This is a genomic window from Chryseobacterium formosum, assembly GCF_026460885.1.
Classification (GTDB): Bacteria; Bacteroidota; Bacteroidia; order Flavobacteriales; family Weeksellaceae; genus Chryseobacterium; species Chryseobacterium formosus.
This window is the reverse complement of the sequence record NZ_JAOVZW010000024.1, coordinates 47746-67363: the sequence shown is the minus strand read 5'-3', so window position 1 is coordinate 67363 and position 19618 is coordinate 47746. Positions and strand designations below refer to the sequence as shown.

The 19618-nt window shown below is 39.1% G+C and carries 18 protein-coding genes; 5 read left to right on the top strand and 13 right to left on the bottom strand.

Annotated features, from left to right (window positions below; genetic code table 11):
- Positions 1-103: 103 nt before the first annotated feature.
- From OF897_RS18510 to OF897_RS18470, 9 genes are all read right to left on the bottom strand, one after another.
- Positions 104-688, bottom strand: a complete 585-nt coding sequence (locus tag OF897_RS18510; RefSeq protein WP_267267154.1) for a hypothetical protein — start codon at positions 686-688, stop codon at positions 104-106.
- A gap of 18 nt (positions 689-706) precedes the next feature.
- Complete coding sequence (locus tag OF897_RS18505; protein WP_267267153.1) at positions 707-3253, bottom strand: thrombospondin type 3 repeat-containing protein; 2547 nt, start codon at positions 3251-3253, stop codon at positions 707-709.
- Between the two features lie 117 nt (positions 3254-3370).
- Positions 3371-4063, bottom strand: coding sequence for a hypothetical protein (locus OF897_RS18500; RefSeq protein WP_267267152.1), 693 nt, complete (start codon positions 4061-4063; stop codon positions 3371-3373).
- A gap of 197 nt (positions 4064-4260) precedes the next feature.
- Positions 4261-4440 (bottom strand): hypothetical protein, encoded by a 180-nt coding sequence (locus tag OF897_RS18495; RefSeq protein ID WP_267267151.1) that lies wholly within the window; start codon positions 4438-4440, stop codon positions 4261-4263.
- Complete coding sequence (locus tag OF897_RS18490) at positions 4433-4690, bottom strand: hypothetical protein (protein ID WP_267267150.1); 258 nt, start codon at positions 4688-4690, stop codon at positions 4433-4435. Before OF897_RS18490 ends, OF897_RS18495 begins: the two co-directional genes overlap by 8 nt.
- A gap of 11 nt (positions 4691-4701) precedes the next feature.
- Entirely contained in the window at positions 4702-5097 is a 396-nt protein-coding gene (locus OF897_RS18485) for a DUF5675 family protein (protein ID WP_267267149.1), read from the bottom strand.
- Positions 5097-5855 carry a hypothetical protein gene (locus tag OF897_RS18480; RefSeq protein ID WP_267267148.1) on the bottom strand — a complete coding sequence of 253 codons (759 nt, stop codon included), beginning with the start codon at positions 5853-5855 and terminating at the stop codon, positions 5097-5099. The genes OF897_RS18485 and OF897_RS18480 overlap by 1 nt, the downstream gene beginning before the upstream one ends.
- Before the next feature lie 254 nt (positions 5856-6109).
- Entirely contained in the window at positions 6110-6961 is an 852-nt protein-coding gene (locus OF897_RS18475; protein WP_267267147.1) for an RteC domain-containing protein, read from the bottom strand.
- Between the two features lie 529 nt (positions 6962-7490).
- Positions 7491-9200 (bottom strand): helix-turn-helix domain-containing protein, encoded by a 1710-nt coding sequence (locus tag OF897_RS18470; protein WP_267267146.1) that lies wholly within the window; start codon positions 9198-9200, stop codon positions 7491-7493.
- A 297-nt stretch (positions 9201-9497) separates the two neighbouring features.
- Here OF897_RS18470 and OF897_RS18465 point away from each other — a divergent pair, with 297 nt between their 5' ends.
- Genes OF897_RS18465 through OF897_RS18450 form a run of 4 tightly spaced genes read left to right on the top strand, consistent with a single transcriptional unit; the run spans position 9498 to position 11716 of the window.
- A complete protein-coding gene (locus tag OF897_RS18465) occupies positions 9498-9686 on the top strand; it encodes a hypothetical protein (protein ID WP_267267145.1) in 189 nt (62 codons plus the stop codon).
- Between the two features lie 23 nt (positions 9687-9709).
- Positions 9710-9904, top strand: a complete 195-nt coding sequence (locus OF897_RS18460; RefSeq protein WP_267267144.1) for a hypothetical protein — start codon at positions 9710-9712, stop codon at positions 9902-9904.
- A complete protein-coding gene (locus tag OF897_RS18455; protein WP_267267143.1) occupies positions 9901-11433 on the top strand; it encodes a MauE/DoxX family redox-associated membrane protein in 1533 nt (510 codons plus the stop codon). Before OF897_RS18460 ends, OF897_RS18455 begins: the two co-directional genes overlap by 4 nt.
- Positions 11434-11443: 10 nt before the next feature.
- The gene (locus tag OF897_RS18450) at positions 11444-11716 is read left to right on the top strand and encodes a DUF6520 family protein (RefSeq protein WP_267267142.1); all 273 of its coding nucleotides are present in this window, start codon (positions 11444-11446) and stop codon (positions 11714-11716) included.
- Between the two features lie 42 nt (positions 11717-11758).
- Here the strand turns inward: OF897_RS18450 and OF897_RS18445 are convergent, their stop codons facing one another.
- The 4 genes from OF897_RS18445 to OF897_RS18430 form a co-directional block, all read right to left on the bottom strand.
- Positions 11759-14077, bottom strand: a complete 2319-nt coding sequence (locus OF897_RS18445; RefSeq protein ID WP_267267141.1) for an alpha/beta hydrolase family protein — start codon at positions 14075-14077, stop codon at positions 11759-11761.
- 182 nt (positions 14078-14259) lie between these two features.
- Positions 14260-14922 (bottom strand): RagB/SusD family nutrient uptake outer membrane protein, encoded by a 663-nt coding sequence (locus OF897_RS18440; RefSeq protein ID WP_267267140.1) that lies wholly within the window; start codon positions 14920-14922, stop codon positions 14260-14262.
- Positions 14919-15638: a RagB/SusD family nutrient uptake outer membrane protein gene (locus tag OF897_RS18435; protein WP_267267139.1), complete on the bottom strand. Its 720-nt coding sequence runs from the start codon at positions 15636-15638 to the stop codon at positions 14919-14921. Before OF897_RS18435 ends, OF897_RS18440 begins: the two co-directional genes overlap by 4 nt.
- 71 nt (positions 15639-15709) lie before the next feature.
- Positions 15710-18703, bottom strand: a complete 2994-nt coding sequence (locus OF897_RS18430) for a SusC/RagA family TonB-linked outer membrane protein (RefSeq protein WP_267267138.1) — start codon at positions 18701-18703, stop codon at positions 15710-15712.
- A gap of 648 nt (positions 18704-19351) precedes the next feature.
- Between OF897_RS18430 and OF897_RS18425 the strand changes: the two genes are divergently transcribed.
- A complete protein-coding gene (locus tag OF897_RS18425) occupies positions 19352-19612 on the top strand; it encodes a helix-turn-helix domain-containing protein (protein WP_267267137.1) in 261 nt (86 codons plus the stop codon).
- Positions 19613-19618: the final 6 nt, after the last annotated feature.

The window sequence follows — 19618 nt, the reverse complement described above, 5'->3', positions numbered from 1 at the left end:
ATTTTAGCGCCAAAAGAGACTGCAAATTTACAAATATTTAAATTATTACGCAATAAAAAACCACTTCAAAATGAAGTGGTTATATAAAATAGCGAGAGTAAGATTAGTTATCTGCTCTCCAATAAGACCAAACTGTGCCATTATAAACACAGAATAGTTTCTTAGTAGCATCAAAAACAATCATTCCCGGAGCAGGACTTTTAATATTAACTGCCGGATTATCAACCAAAGGCGGAATCATAGCCTTATTGGTATCTGCCAAAACTAAAATTCCGGGTGTATTATCACCAATAACGCCTCCTATCTGAGATTTTGCGGCAGAATTTTGAGTATATATCGTGCCTGTCTGCAACGCATTGTTAATCGCAACATTTCCCCCAGTTGCAGGAAGCTCATTCGCATGAACCGTAAGATCAGACCATGTTCCGTTATTTCTGGAAATCTTTACTTTACTATCATTTACATCTAAAACCAAAGCACCTCCTTTAGCTGTAGCACCCGGATTTAATTCGACTGCAGGTGTTGCACTTGCATTTGTATTAAGAACCCATGGTAAAATCAATCCTTTATTACCGGTTCCAAATTCCAAAGAAACCCCTGTCTGTGTTGTTGTTTTCCCTATAGCAACCTGTGCCGAGAATAGCGAAACACCTAAAATACTTCCAAATATTGAATATATAAATTTCATTTTTTTTAATTTTTAAAATTAATTTTCATCAGGACATGACTGAGTATTAAAACATCTCCAACCCGTTCTCTGACCATCAATATTGATTTTTAAGCAATTATTAGTAGTATCATAGAATGTCATACCCACTACAGGTGCTGTAATTGCTGCTACTCCAGCTGAAAGAGGCTCACCAATATTAATTCCTGCTGAGCTTGCTGTAGCAACCGGCATTCTGTTCATCACGAACGGTTTTGTATTAGATTCTAAAGCAGTCCATCCATTGTTTCTTACTCCAGGCCAAGAAGTCGTACCAGTAGCCGCTCTGTTGAAAGCTGTTATACCATGTGTTGTAGCCACATCAGTACCCGTAGTAACATTAGGAGCTTTATAACATTTGCAATCATTCAGACCTGCATTCTGAGAATTACCAATTCCCTGACCAACATCTGCTGTACCGTCTGTATTATCTGCAACACCTGCTTGAGTATTGTTTACAAGACCAATACTTGCGTTTGTATTATTAATTGCATTATTAACAACCTGAGGAACACCATTAGCTGCCGTAGCCGTACTAATAATTTCCGAAGGTGTACCTATAGTAGTTCCATTAAACCTCACATTGATTCGCCCAGGATTAGTTGCTGCAGACAAAGGAATCACCATAGAATAAGTTACATTTTCGGAACCTTCAATAGCATCAGGACATCCATCATTATCTGAATCGGTATCTCTGAAATTTGGAGTTCCATCTGTATCTGTATCGGTTGCTCCCTCAATAGCATCTAAAATACCGTCGTTATCAGAATCTAAATCTAAATAGTCGGCAATGCCGTCTCCATCTGTATCTGTTGCAAAACAATAAGTAATACTATCTACATGACCATTATTATGAATATACATTTGAATCCTGTATGTACCTGCTGGTAAAGAAACGTTACTAAGACTACTTCCAAGCCAAGTATCTTTCGGAGAAGAAGCATTAAAACTCAACGGATTTCCTGAAAACAAAACAGCACCATCTGAAGTTCTTACCACTTGTATAGATGTATCAAAAGTAGTTGTTCCCGTTAATTCTCTTGGAGAAAAGAAAGCTGAAGCATTCAATACAGACGGAGATGACAATGTGAAATCTCTGTAAAGAGTCCCTCCTGTTGAATTGATGTCTAAATATTGATTTCCCGTATTAGCATAAATAGGACCAGAAGAGTAACCAGCACCGTTAACTCTAACAATATTAAACGGGCTAGGCTGAGCACTTTCAAGATTTACCTGCCAACCGTTATAGTTTGTAACGTTTGTCTGAATATTATTTCCATTAACTGTTGTTTGAGCCGGACTATCAAATCCTTCAAAACCACCTTGAACACAAAGCCCTTCAGTTGAATTTGAAATACCATCAGCATCCGAGTCATTTATGTCCGTAGCATTCACAGTACATGTTGTTGTACTTCCATTTAAATCTATCGTTAAAGGTATAGTTCCTCCATTAGTACCGTTATAGGTCACCGGCACATCAATGAATGTATCAGAAGCTCCAATAGTTGCAGAATATGCAGGGTTTATAAACCCCGTTCCATTTACATTAATTGTATAAGTACCTGGAGCATAAATATTGGCAATCGGAATTCTCAGAGTACGAGTAGAAGGTGTTCCTGCAACATAACTACCAGTACCTTGAAAAGCTATTGCATTACAAGTAAATGTAAAAGGTACATAATAAGGCACCGTTGCCAAATCTTGATTTGTTGCATTTAATCCCGTAAAGCCCGTATAAGTTCTTGCCAATGTAGAAACACCAGTATTAATATTTATAGTGTAAATATTTAAAGATGTATCGGTATTTACAGAAACTGCATATATCTGACCATTTAGATAAGCAAGCCCTCTCACATTACCTACGCTTGTTCCACTACTAGCAGTTGTAGTAGCTGTATAAGTTCCAACTGGACCTGTCAATGTAACAACTTGTGTAGCCGTTAAGTTAAGAGGATTGATTCTATACAAATATCTCGTGAAAACACCTCCATTGTTATGCTGAAGAAGCACATAAATATTATTCGTGTAATCGAAGAAAGTATCAGTAGCCCATATTGTTGACGCATTAACGGGTGTCGTAGTAGTATTAGCATTCCAAATTGCATCACCCGTTACAGTTCCTAAATCTAGCGGAGTCGGGCTAACTCTATATAAGTTTTTAGTTGCATTTGAAAATCCATATGTTATACCTGAAGCAGTACCACTTGATGTAGGAACGTTATTCATTCCTATTCCTCCAATATTTATACCTGTAGGACTAGGGTTTGTAGCTCCCGCTAAAGAAGTGGTAGCACCAATAGTTTTGTAAACTACTGATCCCGGAGCAGTATTCGAATGTACAAATGCGAGAGTATTTGGGTTACCTCCTGCTGTATCATATCCTACTGCCAAATTACTAACTCTAGTACGTTCTTCAGCACCAGCAGCAAATGTACTGTAATTTGGAGACGTTAAAGCACCGGGTAAAGTTGCCGGAAGATTTGTGATATCATAAACAACACCTCGTTCTGCAACCGATAGATATAGTTTATTATTTTCTTGCGCCAATGCATAATTTGTAATAAGAAAAAATATACAAATTAGTCTATATAAAAGATTATTATTTTTCATGTTAAAATATTAGCTTTCCTATATTTTATTAAAGGAATTTTTAAAATTATTGAATTATATTAAAGCTAATAAAAATGGCGGCGGTCTCACATAAAATACCTGAGAGAAACAAAAATCTAAAGATTTATTGTTGTAGAATGTGTATTTCTGTTGGTGAAGAAAATCTAAAGCAGATTTTATCACATATTGATTTTGAACAAAGTTTATTTTAGATAAATCGTGTTGATTTTGACTTGGAGCTACATAATCTCGGTTGATATGAGAGGATATGATAAACTTTTCAGAAGAAGGGAAAACTTTAATATTCTCTACATTGGACTCTTTCTTTCGGGATTCGTATTCAGCAATCTTTTTTTTAATTGCCTTTGTATTTTCATCCTGAAAAGTTTTTTCCTGTGATGCCAGTTTTTGGTGTAGCATTTCAGGTGACGAAATATTTTTTTTGACTGTACCCGCTATTAAAATTTCCTGATCATCAGCATTCTTTTTAATTATAATCTCTGCATTTACAATCCTTAAATTTTGATTTTCAATCTGCTTATTGAAGTTTTGATCGGCTGAGTAAATAGCAGCTCCCCCTTTCAATGAAATAGTTGGCACAGAGGAATTCCCAAAACCTTCCTGTGCATAGGAAGAAACAGGAAAAGAAAACAGAAGACTTATGATAAGAATACGATAAGCGATCAAACTTCCTGTGAAGTTTGATATTTTCGTAATCTTATAAGACCTCTGTAGATTTATTTTCAATCGCATGTTTTTACAGTTGCAAAATTAATCAATATTTTTAGAATCCCATATTATTTTATCGTTAATTACCTGAATTTTATCACCTTACCTTACTAGGAATAATAATTGCTAAAAATGATGTACTAGCCTCTCCGAACGGGAGAGGCTAGTACATCATACGATTAAGAATTATATTCGAAATTATAAGGTTTCAGACTTTATGGATTTCTGTCATTTTTCCTGTATAATTTCTTCCATACAAGCGAGACAAAAAAACTTATACTAGCTCCTATAGCAGCGAGTACAGCAGTTTCCAGAAGATTTTGTAAGTTGATTGTCATTGAGATGCTCAAAATTGTTCCTGTAAGAGTTCCCATTCTGAGATCCACATTATTCATGATCTTTATTTTTCAGATCAAATGCTTCCAGCCGCAATTGCAGTGCATGGTCGTCAACCGTTACCTGGCTTACTGCAGATATAATTCCGCCTGCTAACACCAAATATTGAGAGACATTTGTAAGAATCAGCGGCAGCTCTACCGGTGATGCAATCAATACGCCACCAAATCCTGCTGAAAGGAGCCCTATATTTCTCAAGATTCTGAAAAACTTCGGAGTCGGCGCTTTCGCTCTATTGATAATTGTCATTTTAAAAAAATTTAGGAAGTTATTATCAGCCATACGGCTTCATTATTATTCAACGTGTCCTCTACGTACTCTTTGAGTTTTTCAAATGCATTCAGTGACATCGTTCCCATGCCTGCACCCACGATGTGGGTTACCGGGGCAATACATCCTCTAAGTTCTTTGCGGGCATTATTGGCAGGATGAAAAAGAATCAGATTTCTGTTTTCCACATCCTTCAGTTCCAAGTGGTTCCCAAACTTAGGGCTGTAGCGCTTCATCACCCTGTACTTTCCTTCGGGAATACAGGATATCCGTCTTTGATTATCTCTCCAAGGGAGCTCTATGGTACGGCAAATTAAAAAACCATTATGAAATAAGCTGCCATTGGTACCCGCAGAAAGATAAGTTCTAAGTATCTTGAGTTCCATTATACTCCACCGTCTACTTTGATTATTGCCAAAGGGTTGTATGATCCGTTTTTCAGAGGATACATGGTTCCGTTCACATCCTGGTAAAATTCTACGCCGACAGCTAAGAAAAGCGGATTCAGGGAATTTGGCGATAAAGCCAAAGTATGGCTTATTGCCATCGTATCCACCGATGTATAAGGCAATATGGCGGTGCTCTGAACGGCATTTGCAAACAGCTCCTGTTCGAAATTAATATCTGCAGCACCGGACATAATCTTGAAATGCGTGGTGCCCTGTGGTGCCGTCAACATATTTGCCGGACTGAACGCAGGTATATCGACTTTCATTTCGCCTGTAGCTCTGTTGATTTCTGATGTAAAAGAAGCATGCAGTGTGGTCGCCAATTTACCCATTTCATTAAATTCAAAACCTATTAAAAGTTCCGATTCGCCGTCAATTACATTTCTAAGTCCTCTTTCACTCACGGTATCTGCCTGAATCACCTTGATCATCATTTGTGTGAGCCGACTCACCATTGTGGTTGCTTTTACATTTGTGAGCAACGGCCTTAAGGCCGCTCTTAATGTTTTGCCTGCAGTTCCGGCTCTGCCGAATTCCATACCGTTTTCCCGGGTTCTCTGAAATGCAGGGTCTGTAGCAATTCTCTTAGCATCGAGTGTTCCTCTTTCACGCACCAAGTATCCGTTTTTTGATTTGTAGAATGTGACATCTCCTATGGTGCCCGTGATTTTAAAAATACCTTTTTGTCTTGCCATTGTTTTAATTTTTTAGTGTTAAACATTTTTTAACCATTCTGAAGTGTTGCAACTGTTTCTGATTGGCAAGACAAAGTTTAGGATTCGGAATCAATATTTTTCGGTACCAGTTCGGTAGTACCGAAAGATTTTTTTGATCTATTTTATGCGATACACAAGGCGGTAGATTTTCAAAGTGGCATTAAAGTGGGCTTTAAGTGGGAGTTTTTGAGTTGGAGAGTTGGAGGGATGGAGAGTTGGAGAGTTGGAGGGATTTATTTTCCGTCGAGATCTGTAAAATGCTGTTCAAGATTTTGATAGAGAGATTGCAGGAATTTTGTACGATTTATTTTTCTGAGTTTTATTTCGCCCAGTATTTTATGAAAATTGGAAAGATCTGCGCCCAGTATTTTTTCGAAAGTCCTGATGACCTCATTGAGCTCAATGTTTCCCGCGTTGAAACATTTCATCAGATGTAAACTGTAAATCAACTCAATCAGTGAGACTTTTGAAGAAGACCACACCAAGATTGATTTGTAATCCTTCAACCGGACCACCTCGTTTTTCACTTTTACGAGCTCGTTTTTCAAATACCTATCTAATTCCGTATTTGCGAGAATATGTGCTACAAGATGATCGTGTGATGTGGTGAATGACACATCGAGGTTGTAAAATTCTGAAGACAGTCTCATCTTCATATCAAATGAATTTCTGACAAAATATTTATGATCAAGATAAGTAGCCCCTCGTCTGTAATAGCTGTAAAAGTCGGCATTTTCTTTATAGAAGCCGTTGAGTTTTTTCTCTTCCGCCTCATAGTATTTTATCAAGGGCTCTTTTCCCAGTACCGGTTTCAATGATTCTATACTTAGAACCTTTGTGTAGTAAATAAATTTTGAGATCAGCGCCGGCTTCAGCTGCTTAAAAAAATATACTTCATCTGCTGTTGTTTCAAACTCGGAAGATGTGATTAATGCCTTCGTTTGTCTCACCACCTCATCAATTTTCATCAATGATGCTTCGCAAACCGTAATCCAATTATCTTCATTTTGTGTGAGTGCATCAAGCTCTTCTGTAAGCAGTTCTGACAGATTCTGAATCTCTGTCAATAGATTTTTTTGTGACATGACCTTAAATTTTCAGAGAAATTTACAAAATAGCCCTGTAAGTGTGAAATAAAGAGAGGTTTCAAAACTCAATATTTATACCCGCTTTGCATTTTGCAGATACCCGTGAAGTGACCGGTAGGTAGCGTCTTTGTTTTTTTCTGCTCAATGAAATGCCATCGTTTATCTTAAGAAATCATATCAATTAACCCGTTGTGCATTTTGAAAAATTTAAATATTGGATTCGTCAATTCGGGTGTTTTTTCATAACAAAGTGGAAAAAAATGTATCGAGAATAGATTTTATCTTCAAAATTACAAACTTCCCGGTACGATTTTTTCAAAAATCTACTCGAAGTGACGAAAGTATTTTAAAATGCACAACGGGTGTTAATTATAACTACTTTGCCTTTCCTAGCGATAAAAAATGCAAAGCAATACAAAGAATTGTAAAAAAAATAGTGATATAAAGCCCGACAAAGCAGTTTCACTTATTTTAGAAAGACAATGATTAAAATGCCCAACAGGTATTCAAAATGCACGACGGGATATTAATCTTCTGTACTATTGCGAGACTTCATTTTCTGCTGTCTGATGTATTCTGCAGGTCTCAAGCCTGTTATTTCAAGGAATGCGTCAGAAAAACTTTGTCTATGATTGAATCCCGCTTCCTCTCCCAAAGCCGCAATGGTGAGGAGAAGATACTTTCGATCCTCATTCATTTTATTTACGATGTAGTTTATTCTAAGATTCATCAAGTACGGTTTAAAGTGCATGGCTTTGGTATCATTAATGAATGCCGACAAATAGTTTGCATTCGTACCCAACTCTTTTGCCATTTCATTCAAGGTAAGGCCTCTGTTTCTATACCCTTCCTTTTCTTCAAAGCGAGATAGTTTCCGGGTTAAATCATTTATAATCTCCTGAGGCAGTGCTGATCTTTTCGGAGTATTTTCCGTATTATTTTCCTGTGCATGCAGTAAGCCCTTGCCTGTTCTTAACTTTTCCTGCAAAAGATTATATTTCCGTACGATTTCATTTTTCTTTCTGCGGTACTTTACCAGTGCATAAAACAATATCAGTGCAACAATAAGCAATATTGTGACAAAGCTCAAACCCGTAATTTTTGTTATCTGCCAATGCTTTTTTTCCTGAAGCACTATTTTCCGATCGTAGCCCTTATGTATTCTTGATGAGAGGGAGGCAAAATCTTTTGTCAAAAAAGAATCTACCCTGAGGAGCTGCTTTGTGTAATATCTTTCTTTTTTTAAATTTTGTGTTTCTTCAGCATACAGAATGAATTTATCATATACCGGTCTCGCTTCCGGCAATATAAAATGATGCTTAACAAAGACCGAATCGATATAGCTAAAATTTCTTATTGCTTTTTCTTTATCACCAGCGTCCCAAAAAATATTCCCTTTGTATAAATACGCTACAGAAGCCCAAGCAAAATCGTCTTTTTTGAGTAGCTGGGGCAAAGCTTTATTAAGATAAAACAATGATGCATTAAAGTTTTTATTATGATATTCAGCAATACCCCTGCATTTGAAGAAATAGGCTTTCTCCAACTTAAAATCCTGACTGCCGCCTATTGCCGCCAAGCCTACTTTAATAATACTGTCTGAACGTTTCCATTGCCCCAGTCTTCTGTATACTACGGTGAGCTGGTGGAGGCAGTTGAGGTATGCCTTTTTGTAATTGTAATGCATTACAGGCTCTTTCATCTGTTTTGTTTTTCTCTGAAAAAAAGCAGTGGAGGCTAAAAAATGTTCTGATGCCTCTTCGTAAAACCCCAAATAACTTTTCACTACGCCAATATGGTAAACAATTTTATTTTTGAGGTACTCATCATCCGTATTTTCCGCATACTCCTGCGCCACCAGATATTCTTCGAGGGCGGGCTGAAATTTTTTCATGTTGAAATAATAAATTATTCCTTTTCCCAGGTATGCGTTTGCAATCAGCACTTTGTTTTTTGACAGAAGCGCCACCGTAATAGTGGAATCAGCATACTTTATTTTGCTCTGAATATCATCTGAAAACTGCACGCCGTCACGGTATCCCTGCACCCACTTTTCATAGTTCCTTTCTTTTTTTGCTTTATCAATATACATCTGTACAAAAGGCAGTGCCCGGTGATCACCAGTATCGCTCATCTCATAATTTCTGCGAATATCCTGAAAAGAACCATCTTGGGTCATCACAGCCAATGCCGATGTGCAGGATAAGAATAAAGCTAAAAGAATAAGTTTCATCATCATCATTATGTTTGGTGTTCTATCAAAAGTAAAAAAAATTTGAGCATGCCCCAATAGGGGTTTCTGATAATTCTGTAACGGATGTTGCTACAGATGAGAAAATGCCTTATCCATGGTGTTTTCCTGCAATTTCCTTGTTGTCTTTTTTCGCAAATCAGGACGTCTGCTTTCCCCAAACGCTCCCACAATCATTTTTTTATCGCTCCAGAGCCTTCTACATTTGACCTGAGAATCTCAAAGAAACCACCGGCCGGAATTTTTAACTCAAATTCCAATACAATGAAAAAATTGATTTACGTGATGATCCTAAGCACATTTTTATGTGCCTTACAAGACTGCAGGAGTTCTGATCTTATTGTTTCAGAACAGGATGTTTCTGCCGCAAGTACTATCTCCGAGAAAAGATCAGGAGACTCTACCCGTCAACACTCTCTCTATCCCGACCCACCGATCAGAGACGGGCATGACTGGAAAAGCGCTCCTTAATATCATTCAGACATAAAACACAGATGAAGCCCCATACCACCGTAAGCAGTACAGGTCAACCATGTCCGACCAGCGGTCTATGGCAAAGTATGGGGCATTTTAAGACAACAATTCCAATGAAGAGCGGAAATGAGATGCCCAGCTATTGCGGAAGCCCTATAGAATGGATTCTTATTCTTCCTGACCGAGCAATACGTTCTAAAAAAAGTATATTATGAAAAATACAACCCTTTATCTCAAGACGTCAGCCGTTTATTTTTTTATTCTGCTGTTTTGCTATGCCGCAGTAAGCAAAGCCTCTGACTTTGAAAACTTCCAGATTCAAATCGGACAGTCTCCACTTCTGAGCGCTTATGCTGATTCCATTTCGTATGTTGTTATTTTTACTGAGCTGCTTATTGTTTTGCTTCTTATTTTCCCAAGGACCCAAATTGCAGGATTATATTCCTCTACCGCTCTTATGAGCGCTTTTACTCTATACATCTATCTTATCTTAAACTACAGTGATTTTGTACCCTGCTCGTGCGGCGGCCTATTGGAAAAACTGGGATGGACGGAACATTTAATTTTCAATATCTTTTGTGTTCTGTTCGGAATTGCTGCGGTTTTTATTTCCGAAAAATACAGCATGAGATCTTATGCGACCATCACTTTTGCACTTCTGTGTTCTAATCTTTTAAGCTGTGCACTCATTGTTTTCCTGTTTCTGGATTCTGAGTACATCATCAAAAAAGAAAACAATTTTACCAGACGCTTTCTGATGCATCCTTTATTAAAAACCCATACTGCAGATCTTGCGCACACTGGTTTTTATTTTGCCGGATTTTCAGACGGCAGAATCTATTTAGGCGACCGAAACTTCCCTCAGAATCTAATCAGCTATGATACAGCGCTTGCAAAATCCGATCAAATGAAAATAGATCTTGACGTGACGAAACATGTCTACAGAAAACTTGAAATAAAGATCCACAAAGGGAATTACTATGTTTATGACGGAACCGTACCTATCCTAATGAGGGGTACAATAGGGAATCCCACTGTGACCACCATTAGCTATAATGATGCTTTCTTTACCCAAATGGAAGTATTGAATGACTACACTTTCGGCATCAGAACACAATCTTCGAAAACAAAAGAATTGCTATTAGGAAAAATCAAAATACAAGCTGACGGAAAAAATAAAGTTGAGCTGTTTAGCAACCTTCTTCAAAAGCAGAAAGACGGAGTTTTTGACTCGGACGGATATTTATCTTTTGACCAAAGCAGAAAAACACTTTCCTATATCTATACTTACCGAAACCAATTTCTGATCATGGATACGCTGCTGCAGTTACAGCGAAAAGCTTCGACCATTGACACCATAAAAACAGCGCAACTCATTACCGAATCTTTATCAGACGGCCGCCATAAAATAAAAAACATACCGATGAAAGTAAACGGCCGAGGTATTTCTTACGGAGGGCTTCTCTTCAACCCTTCCGAGCTAAGAGGAAGAAACGAATCTGTGAAGAGGTGGAAAAACAACACTGTAGTAGACCTGTACAACACCACTTCGAATGAATATGCGGGCAGTTTATACATCGAAAAAGACCATAACAAAGGGATGAGTGATTTTATAGTTACTGAAAAACATCTCTATGCTGTTATAGGAAATCGTCTGGTGAGATATCAATTAACTCACAGTCTGACCAAGCATTTTAATACGGGGAAGCCGAAAACCGTTCCTGAGAGTAGGCACAATTATTAATTTTTTTATTATGAAAAAAATTCTTTTTCCTGTAGTTCTGGTATTACTAGGCACAGGGTCTGCGTTTGCCACAAAGATGGCAACAGAGAGTAACAAAGCCATCGTAAAAGGCTACAGAATTGTAGCCGTGGGCGGCGGCCAGTTTGAATGTCAAAACACGCAGCAAGACTGCAGTACCGTGAATAACGGGAACGTCTGTCTCTGGGCGGATGATTCTTCTGTAGAACTGCACAGTGCGGCATCTGAGACGATGTGCGGTGAGAACCTTTATGAATTACCTTAACCGTTAAAAGAGAGGGACGCAGCAGCGTCCCTTTATTATTTCTCATTTCAACGGCAGATTCAACTCATTCCCGATCATCTCTCTATCGATCCACGGAATATCTTTTTTTTCCTTTAGGAAATAATCCCACCACTCCATCACTTTATTATTAAGATCAATAATCTCCGGTGAGTTTTTTGTAAAATTATGCTTCTGATTTTGATACAGCAGCGCAACCGCTTTCTTTTTGTTTCTGACCAGCGCCATGTACCAATTCATCGTCATTGCCGTCTTGGTATTGGCATCTTTTTTACCCGACCATATGAGCAAGGGAGTGGTTACATTCTCAACGTAATTTATCGGATTATTTTTAAAATACAATTCTTTGTTGTCTGCATAGGGAACATTAAAGGCAAACTGCCCTGTTTCAAATCTTGCATAATCTGCAATTTTAAAAAGATCACTGAATGAAAAATAGAAATTTACCAGTTCCCCTACTGCTGCTCCTGAAACAAACGCTTTGAATCTCTTAGAATGAGCCGCAATATAATTAGCTTTATAACCGCCAAAAGAATGACCAATCAACCCCATCCTGGTGCTATCAATATTGATATTCTCCATCAGGGCATCCAACCCTGAATGGACGTCATCCAATGCCGACACACCCGGCCCCCTTTCATCGACGACGGTGTCTGGCTGGAATACAAAGTACCCATTCTCTAAAAGCAGTCTTTTACTGAACCCATTATCTCCCCATTCCAGCTGAAGGAATTTATCTGCATGCGTATGCAAAACGCCGTAAATATGAACCACCACAGGATATTTTTTGGATGCATCAAATCTTGCCGGATAGTATAAAATACCTTTCAGCTCTCGTCCAAAACTATTTTTAAAACGAATAATTTCCTGCTTCATTTCCAGGACGGTCTTATCCCCGGGATTGCTTCTGTATATATTTTTCTTCTCAGATTCAGCAATCCTTCTTTCAAATAAATCTCCCGCCATCTTAAAATTTTCTTCCATTGAAAAGAAGTTTCTGCTATGGTTGGAATATGTGAAATATTTTACTTTATTAGCCGTAAAAGGTATTATTTCTTTTATCCGATTGTTTTCGTATACAAAATACCCACTGTCGTTATTCTGATCCCTGCTGATTTTTAAAAATAGCGGTTCTGAGCTTTCCCATTGTCTTATATCGGCCGTAACCCCTGTCAATTCATGAACGGTTTTGGGAATAAAATTATGAAAGACCACTGTATTCCCTTTGCCCCAATTTAACAATTCCCATTGTCCCGTTTTCAGACTGTATTTTGCAATATCCGTTTCCGATTCAAAGAGGACGGTATTTTCCGCAGTAAATATGGGATTAGAATACTTACTCCCAAATGGCATCACCATTTTTTTCTTATACTTAAGGTCATACAATATCCATTTTTTTCCGATTTTGGTGTAGGCCAGCGTAAACCTGCCATCAACCGATGCGATGAGACCCCTTGTGCGTTCAAAAACTTTTTCTGCCGTCTGGTTTTGTGTATCGTAGAGAAAAAAATCAAACTCTCTGTCTCCCGTGTAGGAGAATGCTTCATCCGTATGGTACGCCCAAAGAAACCGATCATCCAGCATTGCGATATATTCTGAAAACCGTTTATCAGAAATCTTATCCGCAACCCCTTTATTCAAATTCCACAGCCAAAAATCGTGTATTTTGGTATCCTTGCCTCTATCCCTCAAGGTTTTGTCTCCTGCATACCAAACCTCCACCATATCTTCCTGTACAGGTTTATTATTTTGCTGAAAATCAATCAGGAATGTTTCTGTATTTCCTATTTCGGTGATCAAAAAACGGTCTTTTTTATCAGAAATGACCGAAGCGTTTTTAAAAATTTCTGAATCTTCTGTTCTCAATAATGTAATGGTGAGCCCTTCAGGTTTCTGATGTTTTTTTTCAGTCATCATTACAAATCTTTCTGACGGAAGAAGATTTATTTTCTTTATTTTATCATCAGATTGGTAGAGCGTCTTCAATTTTTGCCCGTCCCACCTAATGACCTCCTCTTTTTCTCTTTCCGTTCTTAGTATATAGCATCTGCCATCGGTACCGGTTACCCATTGTGAAGTGCCCATCACTGTAGACAGCAGCTTACCCTCCTCACTGTATACCCTTACCATTTTATTCCCATCTTCAATAAGATACTGTCTTTTTTTTGACAGTACAGCGGTACTTCTAACGTTTTCAAATGATTTTCTCTGTTTTGATTTCAGATTAATCAGCTGTGCAGCATCACTGCCTGAAGCTATTATTATATGACTGCCAAGAAAGGAAACAAAAGGTTTCTTTACGATTGTATCTACCGGATTCTCCGGGTAGGTGCGATCAAACACCAGTACTGTATCTTTATTTTTTTCGTATGTTTTATGCACTGCTAAAAACCGCTGATCGCCTGATACGGCAATAACCCTTATGTTTGCAAAACCGGACATGCATTTTTCAATTTCAGCATTGCTTTTCTGTGCATGGATAAGATGCCATGCACAGAAAAACAAAAGTCCCCAAAAGCATTTCATCAGTACCCTGGATTTTGAGGATTCAAATTGGAATTCAGGAGGATGTCTTTTTGAGGCACAGGCCATAACCTGTGATGGTCTTTCCAATTTGGCTTTGTCTGCATTAAATTGCTGAGCAAGCCAAATCGCTTTAATGTTAAAAAACGATGCCCCATCTCGGTAAAAAATTCTTTCCTGCTTTCTGAAACAATTTCATTCAACAAAACTTGCTGAGATATAGAGGCACTGAGTAAAGGCTGTGCTGCTCTCTGCCTGATTGGATTGATGTATGGCAGTGCATCTGCGATCCTGTTTTGCCTTGCTAAAGATTCTGCCAACAGAAGATAAGCTTCTTCCAGTCTGAATATGATGGAATATTCAGTTGAATTATTAGATCTGGCTTTGTATTTTTCTGCCCGATACCAGGTGTTTGCCCCGACCGTTACGGGAGCAGTCCAATTCTGTTTTCTGAGATCTACTGCTGCCAAGGAGCTTACCAAAGACGGAGAAAGGGCGACATACAACGGAGCAGCATTCGCAAAATAATACAATGAAGCTTCTTTTACAGCATCTGCATTGTTTTTAGGTTTCAGCTGCCACAGGATGTGAGTTCCTGTTTTAGTAAATACTTTAGTGATATCATTCTGAAACTGATACAGCGGACTTTGAACAATTGCTTTCAATACGATCTCCGCCTGTGACGATTTGCCTTGCTGCGCATATAGACTTTGCCTAAGAGAAGCTGCGCTGCTTTTTTGTTGATAAAAATTCTTTCCGCATGGCGATACGTATCGGGCAGTAAACCGGATGCTTCCTGCAGATCGGTTTCTAATCTGAAAAAAACCTCCTGTGACGGTGTCTTCGAGATTGACTGATTGATCATATAATTGGTGGTTACGGGATACGGAATATCGCCATAGAGCTGCTGAAGATAAAATAACAGGAGAGAGCGGATGGTTAAAGCTTCGCCTTTGATTCTATTTTTATCGGCTTCCGGTATTCCTTTAGAATCTTCAATTCCTTCCAGAATTGTATTGCAGAGATATATTTTCTGATATGATGATGCCCAGAATGTTGCCGTAGTATTGTTTGAATCGATGAGTGTATTGCCGGCAATTTCCAAAAGACCACTTGTATTGCTCAAAGCATAAAAGTCTGTATCATCCGTATACATACTGAGACAATATCCGCTCTGATCACCGGAAACCGGTGATGCATCAAATAATCCTGCGTACAGACCCGAAAGAACGGAATTGGCGGTCTGTACATTTTCAAATACCGTTTGTGACTGCATCTGATTTTCGGGCACGTCTGTTTCCAGCATTTTCTCACATGAGAAACAGGTGATGAGGGTAGAGAGCATGGATGTGATTATTATTTTATTAAGGTGTGTTTTCATTTTTTTATTTTTAGTTGATGGTTGTCAGTTGTCAGTTGTTGGTTGATGGTTGATGGTTGATGGTTTTTGGGTTAGAGGGTAAGCTGTAGTCCCAGGGAATATGTTCTGAGGGGAGGGAGGAAAGTTGTGGTGGGATTTTCGGGATCGATTCCGAAATAGTTTGTCCACGTCACAAGATTCTGCCCCTGAAAATATAGTTTTGCCTCACGGAAGACGTTACCTTTTACCGGTATTCTGTAATTGACCTGTACATTTTTAAGGCGGATAAATGACGCATCAGAAACGGAAGCATCACTTGTCTGAAACAGCGTATTTGCAGAAGAAGCAGAAGACCGATACGGCATGTACAATCCGTCGGGATTTTCCGGTGACCAGACATCCAATGCCTGAACCGGAAGATTGTTCATAATTCCGGGAGACGGTATAGAAGCATTATAATTTCTTCCTTGCTGCTTCACAAACTGAATGAGGAAAGACAGGTTCCAGTTTTTGTATGTGACTTCATTACTCCAACCCCCAAAGAATTTCTGACTTACATTTCTAATGACCTGTCTGTCATCGGGTGCCGCAATTTTCCCGTCAGCGTTAAAATCTGTGAACTGATACAGCCCAGTCGATGGATTTACCCCATTGAGTTCATACAGCTTGATGATACCAACGGGCTGCCCGACCACATACGTATTGGCGTAGGTAGATCCTTCCAAACCGGGAAAGGAAATCAGCTTATTTTTCGGGAAACTGATGTTGAACGATGTATTCCATAATATTGCTTTTGACTGTATTATTTTTCCGTTGGCCTCAACTTCCAACCCTGTGTTTTGAATGACTGCATCAAGATTGGAGAGTACCGATGTAAATCCTGTTACCGAAGGGAGCTGATACCCCACCAGCTGATTGCCTGAACGGTTTCTATAATAAGCACCACTCACATTTAATCGGTTATCGAAGAAACCCAGTTCTAAGGCAGCTTCCAATTTCACCGTCTTTTCCCAACTGAAATCAGGGTTGTACAATCTTGAGGGCAACAATGCGGTGACTCCATTGTAGATCAATGCAGAGGTGGTAAAGGTATCGAGATACTGATAATCTCCAATGTTGTCGCTTCCCGAAGTCCCGTAACTTCCCCGCAGTTTCCCGAAGCTCAGCCACGCGCTGTTTTTCAGCCAGTTTTCCCCGGAGAATAACCAGGCTGCCCCTATCGCTCCAAAGTCTGCGTATTTATTGTTGGGCCCGAAACGGCTGCTCCCGTCTCTTCTGCCTGTGATGTTGAGAATGTATTTTTTATCGAACTGATAATTGATCCTGCCGAAGAATGCCGCATATCGGTATTCGGTATTGATGTGATCTAAAATCGTTTTGGTCTGTGCCGCGCCTATGTTTTTTATCAATGCATTGCTTTCAAAACCGATCCCCTGAATGGCGCCCTGCCCCACCTTATCGTTTTGATAGGTTGCTCCTGCCAATACATCAAACTGATGCGTCTCTTTTTTGTAGAGCCAGCTGATCTGCGGCTCTATAATGAGTGAGAAACGATCCTGATTGCTTTTTGAGGACTGAGACATTGCGGGAGTACTTCCTAATGCAGGATTAAATGCCGTATTGGGACGCAGTGACCATTCTTCAAAAGTCTGGTAGGTAAACCCTCCGTTCAGCCTGACCCTGAAATTTGTAAAGGCTTCATATTCTGCACTCATGTTGTTGAGAAACTGAAGCTGATCATTGGTATATGAATTCTCATAGGCAGCCACAGGATTGGTGAAAGTGTTGTTTTCCCAGTTCAGGCTACCGTCTGCAGAATACAAGGCCGGCGCATTGGGTGACAGAATATGAGCAGCCCGAGTAATATCTGAGCTGATGAGGTTATTATCCATTGCAGAAAACTGATTCGACATGTTGAAGCTGAACTTTCTGTCGGCGGAGCGGTGACTGACATTTCCCGACACCGTGGTTGCCCTGTACCTGAAATCCTGACCAAACACCGTGGTCTGCTGATTGTGCCCCAAACTTAATAGAAAAGAAGTGGTTTCACTTCCCCCGCTAAGGGAAAGCTGATTGGCTGATAAGGTTGCCTGATTGCCCAAGAGCTCTTTTCGCCAATCGGTGTAACGGTTGGCATCCCATGTTCCGTTGATGTCATAGGCCGTAGCCGGATATACCGATATATTGCTGTTGGCGAATGCCTGCTTTCTCATAGCAATGTACTCCTCGGTATTCATCATTTCGAGGTTTGATACTGCATGGCTCAGTCCGTAGGAAGAATTGAGCGAAACTTTTACCTTTCCCTTTTTTCCTTTTTTTGTAGTGACCAAGACGACTCCATTTGCGCCTCTGGAACCGTAAATTGCCGTCGCATCGGCATCCTTTAAAATCTCGAAACTTTCAATATCATTAGGGTTAATGGCATTTAACGGGTTGACATCACCGTTGGGTAATACTGCCCCGCCATATCTTGAATTGATGCTACCGCCCACCGGAACGCCATCAATAATATACAACGGTACATTCCCGTCAAACTCGGAGTTGGTCCGGTTACGGAGTGAGTTTCTTCCTCTTATCTGAACATCAAAACCACCTCCGGGTGTACCTGAATTCTGGGTAATGCTGACCCCGGCCATTCTACCCTGTGCTGCTGACAAGACATTGGTGACGGGTTGGTTTTCTATGTCTTTTGCTGAAACTTTGGCGATGCTACCGGTTCGTTCTTTGTATTTGACCTTGTAGTAGCCGGCGTTGAGAATAACTTCTTCGATTCCCTTTACTTTTTGTTCTAAGCTGATATTGACGACGGTCTGATCAGTGGCTGAGATTCGTTCTTCAGCATAATCAGGATGTCTGAACAATAGGATGGGATTTTCTGCTTTAACCTGTAATGTATAGGTTCCGTTTTCGCTGGTGGTCGTTACCTGATCACTTCCCTCTTGGGAGATGGTTACTCCCGAAAGTGGTTTGTTGGATGCGGTAACGGTACCTGAAATGGTGCGTGTTTGGGCTTTTGTATTGGTGCTGACAGCGGTCAGCATAAGGCCAAAGAAAATACCTCCTATCTTGTAATAGGAATTTTTCATAGATTTGTAAAAGGTTTTTAATCGTTAAATTAATTACTGATCTGCTCTTTCCCTGTGTCGTCAAACTGTTTGGGAAGGGGCTTTTTTGTTTTTTATATTTTTTGTAATTAATGTGATGTATTCATCGATGGATAAAAACTTTCCTGATGCCCTTTGGTATGAAAAAGGACTGGTGAGGTTCTGTAAGCAGTGACCGCAAGGCACCGGAAAGAATTTAATATGAATGAAATCTGTGTCCCGTGTAAGCTTTAAAAGCCGCAATAGGTTGTACCTTCCTATTGTATAGTGTCATGATACTATGTTTAAAGCGAGGCTTAGAATATAATGTAGTGGCGGGCTAACAGCATTGGAAAAAAGACGGCGTGGAACTCTACATTATCAGCTCTGAGGTACTGGCATACCTTAAACCACAGATAAGAGAGCCCACGCCTAGGTCGTGAGCTTTATACTTATCATCTCGTGGTTAATTGAAAAGTGCCAGTTTTCGGAGCGAGATTCTAAGCAATAGCTTCTATTATTCTTTGAAGTATCGCAAAATTACATATTCTGTAACTTATTTTACAAATATAGAAATTTTTTACTACATGGTAATATATTACCATGAATTTTTAAATCAAAAATCCAAAATTGCTCATAAATACATTATTTATGGATAGCAAAGAAGTCTTAAAATTATTTATGCTTGAGTTTTCAGAAAATTTGAAGAGGATTCGAGCTACAAAATATAATTCGATGGATGAGGTTGCGAAGAATTCAAATTTCGATTCAAGCAATTACAATAAATTTGAAAATGGTAAGGGCAATCCTACTATAGAAACTATGTTGAAAATGTCATCAGCTTTTGGTATAACTCCTAAAGAACTCTTTGACTTTGATTTTGATATTAAGAAATATAAAATTGACGAATAAAAAAAC